This window comes from Candidatus Dependentiae bacterium (genome assembly GCA_016191325.1).
GTDB lineage: Bacteria > Babelota > Babeliae > Babelales > JACPOV01 > JACPOV01.
The window spans coordinates 136681-150010 of sequence record JACPOV010000008.1; the positions used below are offsets into that span (position 1 = coordinate 136681).

A 13330-nucleotide genomic window follows, 5' to 3' on the forward strand; every position below is an offset into this window, starting at 1 on the left:
AATCGATTATTTTTTACAAGGAGCTTATGTTCTATCGGGGGTCCCCACAAAAGCTTCAGCTTTTTGGGGATTTTAATATGGCGGCTGTTCATCAATGCTATGACAATCGCGGCAGCGTGCTTGGTAATTTTCTTGTGCGCCAACCAAAACCAATGGATCATTGTATTGCGCAGGTTTTCCGTCTACAAGTCGCTGCGTGAAATGTGCTTCGCATCCGCAATCCATGCAAATTGCTTTGAGTTTGGTCACGTGATCAGCAATTGCAAGTAAAATTGGCATGCAGCCAAATGGGCGACGTTTGAAATCAAGATCGAGCCCCGCAGCAATGACGCGCTTTCCTTCATCAACGAGTTTGCATATGACGTTTACCATTTCAATCGGAAAAAACTGTACTTCATCTATAGCGATTACTTTTGTAGATGCAGGAATGACATCCAACATTTTCTCAGGATGATCGATTGGAGTGCCTGCAATGCGCGAGCCGTCGTGCGATGCGATATGCTCAATGGTTGTTCGATTGTCAAACTGATGTTTAAAAACTGCTATTGAAAGTTTTGCATACTGGGCTCGTTTAATGCGCCGTATGAGTTCTTCAGATTTTCCGGAAAACATTGGGCCGCAAATAACTTCTAACGTCCCCTTCGTTTCGTGACTTTTATATGGTGTCATAGCATAATGCTTTCGTATTGAAAAAAATTTAACTTTTTTTATTAGAGTAATTTTTTTTTTGCGTTAAGATAAGTACCAATTTTTTTTAGTTTGAATTCAAGGGGCTCGCATGAGTATCGTGATCGGTAAACAATTATTTGCTTCGCATGAATGGCATACGATCGAAGCACGCTATTTTTCCGGCAAAGCGGAAGCAGATTATATTGCTGTCGAGCAATCATTAGAGCTGCAGGGCGAAGTTTCGCTTGTGGGAGCAAAAAACGCGGTGCTCGTTATTATGGCGTCGCTTATTCTTGCAGAGGGAAAATCTGTTCTTAAAAATGTTCCGTGCTCTGCAGATGTTATTCAAATGGTTACGCTTCTTGAAGAGCTTGGAGCTGAGGTTACCTTTTATCCTGAACTGAATATGCTCGAAGTCGACACGAGTTTTATCCGTACGTTTCAAGTGCCGGCAGCAATTATGAAAAAAATGCGAGCGTCTGTTTTGGTGATGGGGCCATTGCTTGCTCGTTTTGGCCGTGCAGATATTGCGCTTCCAGGAGGCTGCTTAATTGGAGCGCGTCCGATCGATTATCATTTGAAAAATTTCGCAAAAATGGGAGTGCAGCTTGAAGTTGAAGGCGAATATCTGCGTGCGCATGTTTCTCATCTCAAATCTGCAACGCTGATTCTTGATTATCCGAGTGTTGGCGCTACAGAAAATCTTTTAATGCTAGCAGTGCTGGTTCCTGGAACAACGCGCATTATTAATGCAGCCCTTGAACCTGAAGTAAACGATCTGATTTCAATTTTGCGTTCCATGGGAGCACGCATCACTATCCACGCACCAGCAACTATTGAAATTGAAGGTGTTTCACAATTGCGCCCGGTTGAGCATACGGTTATTCCGGATCGCCTTGAAGCGGGCAGCTTACTACTTGCAGGAGCAATTGCTGGCGGTTCGCTGAGTTTGCCGCAGGCAGTCGCTACCGACATGGAAGTTTTTTTACTCAAACTACAAGAAATGGGGCATCACATTGAAGTTGGTAAAAATGGCATTGGCATTTCGCTTATTGCAACGCGACATCCTCAGGCAGTTTCATTTAGAACTTCTCCTTATCCAGGATTTCCTACCGATTTACAAGCACCAATGATGGCTGCACTTTGCTTGGCACAAGGTAAAAGTGAAGTACATGAAACGGTATACGAAAATCGTTTTCTTCATGTTCGTGAACTTCAAAAAATGGGCGCACAAATTGCAGTAAATGGCGATCGCGCATTGATTACCGGCGTTGAAGAACTTTATGGAACAAATGTAATTGCATCCGATATTCGCGCTTCGTGTGCATTGGTGATTGCAGGACTTGCTGCAAAAGGATCAACGATGATTACGGGAATTCACCATTGGCGAAGAGGCTACCAAGCATTAGAAAAAAAATTAGTAACTCTCGGCGCAAAAATTGCATTAATGAGCAGTGGAGAATAGTTACATAGTTCATCAAAAGAAACAGGCTAGACTGTTTGGTCTATCCTGTTCTTTATCATTTTACTGTCGAGAAAATTGCTTATAAAATACAGCTGCAGATGAAACAACGAGTTGAAGTACTAATGTTTCGCCGAGCACAAAAATAATAATAAGCGCATAAGAGTCTGAATATCGCAAAAGAGTTTCTGCGCTGAACATCAATAGCAGAGGGTAAAGTATGCAAATAGGAAGATTTTTTACCGTAAATTTAAATGCATCATAAAAAGCCTTTTGAATAATCTCGCCTCCGAGCTTTTTATTTTCAAGCAAGAAAAAGGTAAAAAAGAAAAAAATAGCCTTAACGAATATATGGATCGACATAGATGAATATTTGGTGAGATCTTTTCCAATGTACGAGGAAACGTATGGCGTAAGCGTTGAAACGGCCTGAGTTAAGCCAACAAATAACCTCTCTACAAAATAATATGTAACAAGATGCCAAGCGTATGACAAAAAATAGCGACCATTTTTTTCTTGTTTTGTTTGCCTAACAGCTACAAACAGATAAAAATTGACAATGTAAAAACATATAACAAAAAAAGTTACACTCGAAACTGCAAATAATGAATAGGGGAAAGCAAAGCCGGATTGAGGGTCAATACCACGTTCTTGAACAGTGTTTTTTGAATAAACCGCGAGTAACAAGAGCATAATTTCAAGTGCGACAAGCCAACCTATATAAGTCCAAAATGGCCGCATTGATGCTGCAAAAGTTTCCATCGTCTGATAGACAAACTTTTTAAAATTATGAGGCAAAAAAATAGAAACGGAATCGATCCAAGATTTTAAAATTGCGCTTATCATCGAATACTCCTTTAATTAGGAGAATTGTACAAATAAACTTAGCAGCAGTTCAACAAAAAAACCCTTTTTTTTCGCTAATCTTTTTAAATTCTAGTGCTCACGTAATCTTCGGCACAAAATCAGTATTACCAAACGACGATGAATCAGATAAAGCAGAAAAGAAAATAACGACAATATTCCGTAAAAAAATAGGCTAGACTTTTTTTGTCTAGCCTATTTTTTTGATTATGTTTTATGTATTAATTTTACAAACCAGAGCTGAAAATTCCTTCTTGCTCTAATAAATCGAACGCTATATTTATAGTCGATTTACCTTCTTCTAGTTTAAATGGGCGGACGAATGAACCATCTTCTGATTTATAAACCGTAACTTGATAATTTTTAAACTTTTCGTTTTCAAGTTCTGTAAGTCGATGATAATGCGTTGCAATGCACGTCATGCTATTATCAAATTTGCTCAGTTCTTTAGCAAAAAGATAGGCGGTTTCTTCGCCTTCTTTTGGCGACGTACCGCTAAAAACTTCATCCATAATCGTGAAGCTAAATTCGTGCTTGCTCAGCTTTCTAATCGATTCGATGAGTGTTTTTGCGCGAATTACTTCCGCTTTAAATAATGAAGTTCCTGTTGCAATATCATCAGTAATATTTAAATAACAATTTATGTTAACAAACGGTGTTATTACTAACTGTTTGGCTGGAACAATGCCGATTGTTTGCGCTAGCAAAAGATTGATGATAACGCCTTTGATGACAGTTGATTTTCCACCAGTATTTGGACCAGTAAGAATCATGTTGTTCGGAAGTGTTTCCGTACCAAGCGTTAGGTCGTTGGTAACAACAACATCTGCGCTGACAAATGGATTCCAAAGATCTGTAATGTGAAGATATGGTTTATCTGCCTCAACAAATGATGCAAAAGAATACTGAACGCGACTCGATTCGTGTGCGAGATATAATTTTGCTATGGAAAGGTATGCGTCCAAATAGCCGGCAGCGGACATCGCTTGCCCAAATTCTTCTTTGACTTCTTTCATAAGTTGATGTGCGGCTAATACTCTACCTGTTAACGAAAAGAACGATGCTTTACCGGTGAAGGTATTTTTCATCAAGAAAGATTTAAGCTTCTCTGCGTGTGCGCTTAAATTGTTTTTAGTAGATAATGATTCGCGAATTGATTCAAAAACGGGATTTTCTGAATGTTGATTGAGAAGATTTGAAAGTTTGCTCAAAGAATTAATATATGTTGCAACATCAATAAGTTTTGTTTGTAGATGGCGTGCAATATTATTGTTGAGTTTTGTGTCATCAAAAGTTTTGTAGCTACTATAACCAAGCAGACCCACCATTACGCCACCAGCGCCGACAAGAGTTGCTTTTGTTTGAGTAGGTAGCTCGGCTAGTAGATTGAATGCATATTTAATGTTACTGGGATTAATTGCGAGGATTCCCTGACGAACAGCCTCCAACTTTGAAATAGGCTCACCAAATGCCGCAGCTTGCTGATATTTGGCAATAGCTGCAACTTCAACCGCATAAATAGGAAAAATATTAATCATTATGGCGGTCAATGCATTACGCATTTGTACAGTCGCCTCTAGAGCTGTAGCGTTTGTATTTAACCACGAAACTTGTTCTGGATAATAAACCTTTTTAAATAGTTCCTCATTTACTGGATTTTCATCTTGCCAATATGAAAACATGAGCGATTCCGATTTTTTGATTTCGCAAAGAATGGCATCAATTTCTTTGATGAGCTTTTTATCATGGATGAGCTGCTTAACTACTTCTTGGCGGGTAGTAAGAATATTTGTATCGAAAGTTGGCTCTGAAATTAAAGCAGCTAGGGCAGCTTCGCCAAAAACAGTGCGCGTGTGATTAATTTTTTCTATAAGATGCGCAGAATTTAATTCACCGCCGCAAAAGATCTCCATTTTTTTCAAAAATGTTGCATCAAGCGCTGTCTGCTTTGTTCCTGGTTGCGTATTTTTGCTCAAAATATCGAACGCTATTTTCCTTTTTTCCCCTTCAGAAAGTTCAGTAACTTGAAGAGTTAATTTTTTATTTTTCTTCTTAATTTCTTCCAGTGATTCTATGCGTTGATTTTGCTCTGTGCTGAACGACTTGAGATAAAGATCTCGTGCCGTTGCGTACTCAGGCGATGCGGGAATTGAAAAAAGACCTAAAGATACGATTAAAACATACAAGGGGGTGCTGCGCACTATCATGATAGCATTCCTTTGAGGTATCAGATGAAAATATGCTCATTTCCATTATAGTTCTGGAAGGCAATAATGCAAGATAGAAGAGCGTTTTTATAGGCTGGGCGAGTCTTTTAAAAGCTTGCCGTTAAGTCGGTCAGTTCACGAGTAATTTTTGCTTGGCGGAGTTTATTATAATCAAGTCGCATCGTATCCAAAATGTTTGATGCGTTTCTCGTTGAGCTATCCATCGCTATAAAGCGTGCTGCTTGTTCAGCAATTAGAGAGTTTACCAGAATTTCGCGAAGCGTAATTTCCATTTGTTTGGCGGAAAGATAAGAAAGGAGTTCTTGGGAATCAGCTTCGAATCGGTAAGCTTCCTGAGGCTTCGGTTCATCGAGTTGCTTGTTATAGGGCTGCGCTAAATTGAGGGCAGTGGGCTTTTGCGCAAAGAAAGTTTTTGGGTACTGATAATAAATGATAATCGATCTATAGTCGTTTCCATGCGCTGAAAGATACATCGAAATTTTTTGAATGATATGCGCAATGGTTGCAGAGTTAAATACGCGCAGTTCCATAACCGTCGGGCCTTCTCGCTTTGAGAGAAGCTCGACCGCTTTTTTTCCTATTACGATTGTGTCCACATTTTTAGGGTCTACGTGTTCATATTGCCGCGCAAAAAAAGCAACAATAGCATTATTGAAGTTGCCGCATAATCCTTTTTGGGAGCCGACGACGATTGCCAGATCGCGATTGCTTTCAGGATTGCCCTTTAGCGGATAATTCCATGTTGGGTGCTCTTGGGAAATGAGAGCTAGAAGGCGGGAGATTTCTTGCCGATAATTTTCAACCATTGAGCGCTGCGCGCGCATTTTTGAGTGGCTTGCCATAGAAATAAGACGCATTGCGTGAGTTACTTTTTTTATTGTTTCTACCGCTTTAATGCGCTGACGCATCTGAATAAGCTCAGACATGATTTTCCTTACGGCAACTAAAGGAGTTTGTATTATGCAGCTCGACTCTGTTACTATAAGATAAAACGATAAAATAAAATTTGAAAGCGTATGATACTTATTATTGATGGCTATAACGTTTTAAAGTACTGTGTGGAAAAATCTCGGCTCCACCAAAATGAGCGCGAGCAGTTTATTTTTCTTTTAAAACGTTATGCAGCACTTAAAAAAATGGAGATCGTACTCGTTTTTGATGGCGGGCCTCTTGGTTTGCCCGATAAAGAAACGCATGGATCAGTGCGCGTCATTTATACTGGAAAAGCAGAAACCGCGGATGAATTTATTGTGAATTACTGTGAGCGCCATAAGGGAGGCGGTATCGTGACCGTTTCTTCTGACCGAGAGATTATTAATGCCGCGCGCCGCTTTGGTATCGAAACGATTTCGGCGCAAGAATTTTTTCACTATTTAAAAGATGCATTAACAAAACCAAAAGATGATTCAAGTAGTACAAGAGCTATCAAGATAAGTGACAAAAAAGATGAGCCGGATGTGGATCAGCTTATGCATTATGGAAGTTTGATGCGTCCGACAAAAAAAGATGACAAAGATAGTTCACGTGAGCCGGCTGGAAAAGATTTGGCAAAAAATGAAAAACGGCGTCTTCAAAAATTAAAAAAACTATAAGAAGTTTCATATGAAATTCAACCAAACCTTTACACTGGAAACAGTGCCTGATTTAGTACAGCGGTTGGCACACTACAAAAACCGTTGTGCGATCTTTACATTTTCTGGATCGCTTGGTGCGGGAAAAACAACAATCATACGCGAATTGCTACGCGCATGGGGTGTTAAAGAGCCGGTTACGAGCCCCACCTTTAATTATGTTAATATCTATAGAAATGAGCATGGTGAAACATTTTACCATTTTGATTTATACAGAATAGGATCGATTGACGAATTTATTCAGGCGGGATTTGACGAATTCATTTATGCGCCAAAAAGCTGGGCGCTCATCGAATGGCCTGATGTGATTGCGCCATTACTAAAAAAAAATGTTTGCGATGTCTCAATCGAATATGGGCCCGACAGCTCACAACGAATCGTGAGCTGCCAAGTAACTGAATAGTATTAGATGCTATTTTGGTGTATTGCCCGTGCTTGATCCGCAATCGTTATACATAATGTTGGAATCGAGCCTAATTGTTCTCATGTCAAGAGATCGCGCGCGGGTATTTGCAAAGATAGTATCAAGGCGCTGAAACTCCCCTCTATTGGAATTTTCCACCCAGCAGACATCGACAGAATCTACGTTTAGAAAGCTTCCAGAAGTATCGAAGCTAATATTTATTGCAAGGAAAAAAAACGTTGGAATTAAAAATGCTAACCGATTGAGTAAGTTCTGAAGATTTAACTGAATAGTGCATGGAGTACCCGAGCCCCCGGTGGTTGGAATGGTACCAACAATCGTTAGGAGTCTTCCGACAGTTTCGCCTAGCGAGTTTTTATCGCTATTATATTGCATCGAAATGGTAAAATAATTAGAAGGATTAATCGTGGACTGTAGAGTTATCTGGTTTTTGTTGCCAAAAGCAGCATCAGCAGGATTGAGCAGGCCAGAAACAGGTTTATTGTCCACAGGGTTTTTTGTATTTAGAATAACATTAGGGCCAGTTGATAATCCCATGTCCGGAAACGTTGATAATGCATAACTAGGGGCACTTGCACTATTGGCTATAGTTACGGTGCCCAGGTAAACGGGGATATCCTGCTTAATGTTCACAACAGGTGGAAGATTGGCAGGGATACCTGTGCTGCGAACCATAATGGGCGCTTTAGCGGCGCTTGATACACGTGAAGATATTGGGGCGCCTTGGGCGGCAGCAGTTAATAGGCCTTCAAATGAGATCGCAACTACGGCAACGAGTGCCTTCAATATACAACGGTTCATTAAAACACGCATTTTCATTGGTTTTTTACCCTTTTGAATAGTTTCTCGCAAATAATGCTGTCATACATAAGTATTATTTAATGAGGACTTATTAATCAATATTTTATATTTGAAAAAAATAAACTAGTTGGTAGTTTATATGGGTGTTTGTCCATTATTTCCTTGCAGTACTCGAGCTGCAGGCAGGGTAAAATAAACGAAAAAGGGCAATAGAATAATCATTTTTCGTTTTATTTGAATAGGGCGCTTTCTTGATTAATAAAAAAGATGAAGTGATTGGGTGGCAAGAATGGTATTGTCGATTTTTTGACGTTCTTTCCTGGGGCATTCAATTGAATACGTAAAAGACAGCCCGCCATTCATTGTGAGCTGTCTTTTAAATAACTATTGGTTTATCGCTAGCAATCTTGATAATAATTATCAGAATCTAGCATTATTTTTGCTGTCCGAAGATCCATCGAACGCGACTGCTGATTTGGTACAATGCGTTCAGCACGACCCGTCAATCTTCCACCATCATTTTGCAGCCAAGAAATGTCGAGAGAATCGAGTTTAAGAAAACTGCCTAACGGATCGAAACTAATATTTACTCCGACATAGTAAAAACCGGTATTTGAAAAGGTGAACCTGCTTAATAGATTTTGTAGGTTAACTTGGATTGTACACGGCGAGGCCCCTGCAGAAGCTGGCAGAGTCCCTGTAATAGTCAAGATGCGTCCTACATATTCGCCTGCGCTATTTTTATCACTATTGTAATTGATTGCTACGCTAAAATAGTTTGATGGATTGACAGTTGATTGGATAACAATCTGATCTTTATCATTCAGGACTGTATCATTAAGACCTAAAAGCCCCGGCACCACAAGCGTCGGCCCTTGAGTGTTTACAAGCATGTTAGCCCCACCAACCAATCCTAAATCGGGAAAACGTGAAAGGGCGAAATTTGGGGAGCGGGAACCTGAACTATTTGAGATGGTTACAGTACCTAAATAAACAGGTATATTCTCTTTGATATTGGTTTTTAAAAAAGCTGCGCGTGGAATCGGTTGATTACGAACCAGAATGGGCGCTTTAGCCGCACTTGATACACGTGAAGATATTGGTGCACCTTGAGCGGCCATTAATTGGCCGTCAAATGAGATAGTAATCAAGGCAATAAGCGTTTGTAGTGCCAAATGAGTCATAGAAATACGTGATTTCATAAGATTTTAGCCCTTTTTAAATGATTTTTTAGCAGATAGTGCTATCACTCATAAGTATGATTTAATAAGAACCCATTTATCAATATTTTATATTTGAAAATATAAAAAAGAATTCGCGAGGCAATGCCCGCTAATTTCTGCTTCTCATTTGCATTGAAATAAAGAGCTGTAGGCTCGGTAAAAAAATAAAAGTTGAAAAGTGTGAAGAAAATCACTACTCTATTTGACAGTTCGAGGCGAGATTCCCGAGCGGTCAAAGGGGACGGACTGTAAATCCGTTGGCTTATGTCTTCGAAGGTTCGAATCCTTCTCTCGCCACCATACTTGGCCCAGGCTTCGTATGGCGCAGCCAGGCAATCCTAACGAAGCGTGTCCGAGCTTGCCAAGCCGTAAGGCGAGGATAAGCGGCGCCTGGGTTCAAGATCGAGCGTATGAAGTTTGAAATAATTTAGGATGCGGGAATAGCTCAATTGGTAGAGCGACAGCCTTCCAAGCTGTAGGTTGCGGGTTCGAGCCCCGTTTCCCGCTCCATTCTACGTTTATCCGGGCCTTCAGGCTCGGCAAACTACGAATGGCGCGGCCAGTCTTCACCCAGAGCTCATAGCCACAAAGCAGATGCTAACTGTTGCTGAGAAGAATGGATATAAATAGATGCGATTGAGAGCCAAGGTGGGCAGCTCAATCGTCAAGCTCACTGAATGTTTTGAAATTAACTTGGCAAAAGAATTGAAATTTAGTATAAAATCAGTCCAATGTGGGTTGGTTTTTTGAGAGTAATGCTGGCGTAGCTCAGTCGGTAGAGCAACTGATTTGTAATCAGTAGGTCGCTGGTTCGAATCCAGTCGCCAGCTCCAAATTCCGCCTAAGCTTTGATGCCCGAGCTGATTAGCGCCGATCCAAAAGCTAATAGCCGTGATCAAGTGTTGGCGAAGTGCGGCTCTAGGTCCGCTTAATAATGAAAAAAAAGCGATGAAGATGTTGATAAAATCGCTCTCCTTATAAGAACTGACGAGTCCCATAATGCTAAAAAGCGATGCGGGACGCGTCTAAACCAGGGTTGAATGATAAAAATCGAGTTGTTTTTTTCCTTTTTTTTATTTAACCTAGTACTATGTTTGAGAAATGTATGCCCACGTAGCTCAGTGGTAGAGCACTTCCTTGGTAAGGGAGAGGTCACCGGTTCAATCCCGGTCGCGGGCTCCATAATAAAAGTCGTAGTTGTTTCATAACGTAAGAGAACCATATGGCAAAGAAGAAACGAGTAATTACTGCCCTTTCATGTGAGCAATGCAGAGAGCGTAATTATTCGCAAGTAGTTTCAGGAAAAAGATCAGTTGGCTCTTTGCAATTAAGCAAATATTGTTCTCATTGTCGTAAGCATACGATGCACAAAGAAACCAAATAGGTTTTTGTGGAGGCCAGTAGCTCTAATTGGCAGAGCGGCAGACTCCAAATCTGCGGGTTGGGGGTTCGAATCCCTCCTGGCCTGCCAAACGATCGAATAGATCTGAAAGTGTCCAAGATGAATAAGGTTTATTTTGCATCTCTTGCATGCAAAAGAGGTGAGGTGTAATGAAGGGTGTTGTTCGTTTTTTGCAGGAAGTCCAGCTTGAGCTAGCCAAGATTGCATGGCCGAGTTTTAATGAACTTGTTGGCTCAGTAATTATAGTTCTTATCTTGGTTTGCATTTTTGCTCTCTATATAGGTTCTATTGATGTCATTTTTTACAAAATCGCTGGGCGAATTTTTTAGCGCATCGGGAAATACATGAAGCGTTGGTATGTTGTTCAAATTTACGCTGGGTACGAAGAGGCGATTAAAACAGATCTTGAACGCCGCATTAAAGAGACGGGCAAACAAGATGTGTTTGGTGACGTATTAATCCCCTCTGCTAAGGTAAAGAGTATGTTCTCGACTGAAGCAAAAGATGAGCAACAGCTTTTTCCTGGATACCTCCTTGTTGAGATGGAGTTGTCTCAGGAGACAATGCGTTTGGTGCAAGCGACACCGCGCGTTATTCGCTTTTTAGGTGGTAAAGAACCTATGCCGCTATCTCAGAAGGAGATAGGGCGAATAGTGTCTCAAATGAAAGGCGAGGTCGCCTTGGTTCCTAAGAAGAGTGATTTCGTTGTTGGAAGTGAAGTTGATATATCTGAAGGACCCTTTGCAGGGTTTGTTGGAGTTGTCGAGAAAATTGATGAGGCAAATGAGCGTCTCACGTTGATGGTAAGTATTTTTGGTCGAATGACTCCTATTGAATTAGGTTTTGATCAAGTAAAACGATGATTACGGTAGGTTGGTACAATGGCAAAAGAAGTCAAAGCACAAGTTAAGTTAAAAGTTTCTGCAGGGGCTGCGACGCCTGCACCTCCAGTTGGTTCCGCTCTTGGTCAGCAAGGCGTGGCGATTATGGAATTCTGCAAGCAGTTTAATGCAAAAACGGCGCACTTGAAGGGAGAAGTCCTTCCGGTAGTTGTTACTGTTTATAAAGATAAGACGTTCGACTTTATTGTTAAGACGCCTGAAACTTCAGCTCTCATTAAAAAGAAGCTCAAGCTAGAAAAAGGTTCTTCTAAGCCAAATCTTGAAAAAGTTGGCAAATTAACCTGGAAAGATGTCGAAGATATCGCAACGGTTAAAATGCCAGATCTCAACGCACTTGATGTAGAGCAGGCAAAAAAAATCGTAGCTGGTACTGCTCGTAGTATGGGAATTGATATTGTTTGATTAAGATTGGGTTTTTGTTATGGCAACGCATGGTAAAAAATACATAGCTGCAAGCGAAAAAGTTAATACAGACACCGTATTTTCTTTCAAAGATGGTCTTGCAAAAGTTAAAGAATTAGCACACGCAAAATTTGATGAATCGGTTGATGTGCATGTGAACCTTGGTATTGATCCTGAAAGAGGCGAACAAGCCGTTCGTGGATCAGTAGTTTTGCCTCATAGTGTTGGCAAAAAGGTTCGCATTGTCGTTTTTGCAAAAGGTGATCAAGCTGATCTTGCAAGAGAAGCTGGTGCCGACTTTGTAGGTACGGATGATTTGGTAGAAAAAATTGAAGGCGGGTGGCTTGATTTTGAATATGCAGTTGCAACACCCGATCTAATGGGCATGGTTGGTAAACTTGCAAAAGTCCTCGGGCCTCGTGGTTTGTTACCAAACAAGAAGGTGGGCACCGTTGCGCTTCAAGTAGCTCCGGTAATTAACGATCTAAAAAAGGGACGCCTCTTTTTCAAAAACGATAAGAGTGGCCTTGTGCATTTTTCAATAGGTCGTGTTTCTTTTGACGCTGCTAAGCTTCAAGAAAATCTCGTTGCTTTCATAAGAGCTTTGAGTACTTCTAAGCCAGCTTCTTCAAAGGGCAAATTTATTCAAAAAGTTACGGTAACGTCTACCATGGGACTTGGTATTCGCGTTAACCCGGATGATATTGTAAACGCATAGTGATGGATTAAGGTAAAACCATGAATCGCCAAGATAAAGCGCAAAGCATACAGTCTTTGAAAGATGGGTTGCAAAAAGAAGCAACGTTTATTGTCGGATATAAAGGATTAACCGTTGCTCAATTGACAGATTTGAGACGCAAATTGCACAAAGATGGCGGATCGATGCAGGTAGCTAAAGTAACGCTTATGGAGCGTGCTATCTCTGAAGGATCTTCAGCTGAACAATTGAAACAATATCTGCAAAATCAAATAGCCTTTGTCTACGCTGAGAAAAATTCTCCAGCTATCGCCAAAGTTTTATCTACCTATGCAAAGGAAAACGAAAAACTTCAGCTAATAGCTGGTTATCTGGAAAATCAAGTGATATCTACTGCGGGTATTAAGGCGGTCGCTTCATTGCCTCCTCGCGAAGTATTGCTTGCTATCTTGTGTGGTACATTGAACGCTCCATCACAAAAATTGGTGATGATGCTCAACCTGATGGTGGTGCGCTTGCTTTATGTATTACAACAAGCTGCAGATAAGAAAGAACAAGAAGCTGCTGCTTAGGCAACTTTTTAATGTGTAATTACGTGTGTTATATAATCTATTCTTAGATTGGG

Annotated in this window: 15 protein-coding genes and 5 tRNA genes; 14 read left to right on the top strand and 6 right to left on the bottom strand. The window is 40.6% G+C overall.

The window, feature by feature from the left end; genetic code table 11:
• Window positions 1-72: 72 nt before the first annotated feature.
• On the bottom strand, window positions 73-669 hold the full coding sequence (locus HYX58_00860; protein MBI2774539.1) for a thymidine kinase: 597 nt from the start codon (window positions 667-669) through the stop codon (window positions 73-75).
• 109 nt (window positions 670-778) lie between these two features.
• Between HYX58_00860 and murA the strand changes: the two genes are divergently transcribed.
• Window positions 779-2134, top strand: coding sequence for a UDP-N-acetylglucosamine 1-carboxyvinyltransferase (gene murA, locus HYX58_00865; protein MBI2774540.1), 1356 nt, complete (start codon window positions 779-781; stop codon window positions 2132-2134).
• 60 nt (window positions 2135-2194) lie between these two features.
• Here the strand turns inward: murA and HYX58_00870 are convergent, their stop codons facing one another.
• The 3 genes from HYX58_00870 to HYX58_00880 all read right to left on the bottom strand — a co-directional run bounded on the left by HYX58_00870 (window position 2195) and on the right by HYX58_00880 (window position 6149).
• On the bottom strand, window positions 2195-2977 hold the full coding sequence (locus HYX58_00870; GenBank protein MBI2774541.1) for a hypothetical protein: 783 nt from the start codon (window positions 2975-2977) through the stop codon (window positions 2195-2197).
• Window positions 2978-3222: 245 nt separating this feature from the next.
• Window positions 3223-5202 (bottom strand): hypothetical protein, encoded by a 1980-nt coding sequence (locus tag HYX58_00875; GenBank protein ID MBI2774542.1) that lies wholly within the window; start codon window positions 5200-5202, stop codon window positions 3223-3225.
• 107 nt (window positions 5203-5309) lie between these two features.
• Window positions 5310-6149: a F0F1 ATP synthase subunit gamma gene (locus HYX58_00880; GenBank protein MBI2774543.1), complete on the bottom strand. Its 840-nt coding sequence runs from the start codon at window positions 6147-6149 to the stop codon at window positions 5310-5312.
• 90 nt (window positions 6150-6239) lie between these two features.
• On the opposite strand from HYX58_00880, the gene HYX58_00885 reads away from it, so the two are divergent.
• A complete protein-coding gene (locus HYX58_00885) occupies window positions 6240-6815 on the top strand; it encodes an NYN domain-containing protein (protein ID MBI2774544.1) in 576 nt (191 codons plus the stop codon).
• Between the two features lie 10 nt (window positions 6816-6825).
• Window positions 6826-7257: a tRNA (adenosine(37)-N6)-threonylcarbamoyltransferase complex ATPase subunit type 1 TsaE gene (gene tsaE / locus HYX58_00890; protein ID MBI2774545.1), complete on the top strand. Its 432-nt coding sequence runs from the start codon at window positions 6826-6828 to the stop codon at window positions 7255-7257.
• Window positions 7258-7266: 9 nt separating this feature from the next.
• Here tsaE and HYX58_00895 read toward each other — a convergent pair whose 3' ends face one another.
• Both HYX58_00895 and HYX58_00900 read right to left on the bottom strand, forming a co-directional pair.
• The gene (locus HYX58_00895; protein ID MBI2774546.1) at window positions 7267-8097 is read right to left on the bottom strand and encodes a hypothetical protein; all 831 of its coding nucleotides are present in this window, start codon (window positions 8095-8097) and stop codon (window positions 7267-7269) included.
• A gap of 380 nt (window positions 8098-8477) precedes the next feature.
• On the bottom strand, window positions 8478-9281 hold the full coding sequence (locus tag HYX58_00900) for a hypothetical protein (GenBank protein ID MBI2774547.1): 804 nt from the start codon (window positions 9279-9281) through the stop codon (window positions 8478-8480).
• Between the two features lie 235 nt (window positions 9282-9516).
• On the opposite strand from HYX58_00900, the gene HYX58_00905 reads away from it, so the two are divergent.
• The 11 genes from HYX58_00905 (at window position 9517) to HYX58_00955 (ending at window position 13277) form a co-directional block, all read left to right on the top strand.
• Window positions 9517-9602 (top strand) — tRNA-Tyr (locus HYX58_00905).
• A gap of 134 nt (window positions 9603-9736) precedes the next feature.
• Window positions 9737-9812 (top strand) — tRNA-Gly (locus HYX58_00910).
• Window positions 9813-10059: 247 nt separating this feature from the next.
• Window positions 10060-10135: transfer RNA gene (locus tag HYX58_00915), tRNA-Thr, on the top strand.
• 274 nt (window positions 10136-10409) lie between these two features.
• Window positions 10410-10484, top strand: a tRNA-Thr gene (locus HYX58_00920).
• A 40-nt stretch (window positions 10485-10524) separates the two neighbouring features.
• Window positions 10525-10686, top strand: coding sequence for a 50S ribosomal protein L33 (gene rpmG, locus HYX58_00925; protein MBI2774548.1), 162 nt, complete (start codon window positions 10525-10527; stop codon window positions 10684-10686).
• Between the two features lie 10 nt (window positions 10687-10696).
• Window positions 10697-10773: transfer RNA gene (locus tag HYX58_00930), tRNA-Trp, on the top strand.
• Between the two features lie 80 nt (window positions 10774-10853).
• Window positions 10854-11033 carry a preprotein translocase subunit SecE gene (gene secE, locus HYX58_00935; GenBank protein MBI2774549.1) on the top strand — a complete coding sequence of 60 codons (180 nt, stop codon included), beginning with the start codon at window positions 10854-10856 and terminating at the stop codon, window positions 11031-11033.
• Between the two features lie 15 nt (window positions 11034-11048).
• On the top strand, window positions 11049-11567 hold the full coding sequence (nusG, locus tag HYX58_00940) for a transcription termination/antitermination factor NusG (GenBank protein ID MBI2774550.1): 519 nt from the start codon (window positions 11049-11051) through the stop codon (window positions 11565-11567).
• Window positions 11568-11585: 18 nt separating this feature from the next.
• Window positions 11586-12008, top strand: coding sequence for a 50S ribosomal protein L11 (gene rplK, locus HYX58_00945; protein MBI2774551.1), 423 nt, complete (start codon window positions 11586-11588; stop codon window positions 12006-12008).
• Between the two features lie 19 nt (window positions 12009-12027).
• A complete protein-coding gene (locus HYX58_00950) occupies window positions 12028-12726 on the top strand; it encodes a 50S ribosomal protein L1 (protein MBI2774552.1) in 699 nt (232 codons plus the stop codon).
• 20 nt (window positions 12727-12746) lie between these two features.
• On the top strand, window positions 12747-13277 hold the full coding sequence (locus HYX58_00955; protein MBI2774553.1) for a 50S ribosomal protein L10: 531 nt from the start codon (window positions 12747-12749) through the stop codon (window positions 13275-13277).
• Window positions 13278-13330 lie beyond the last annotated feature (53 nt).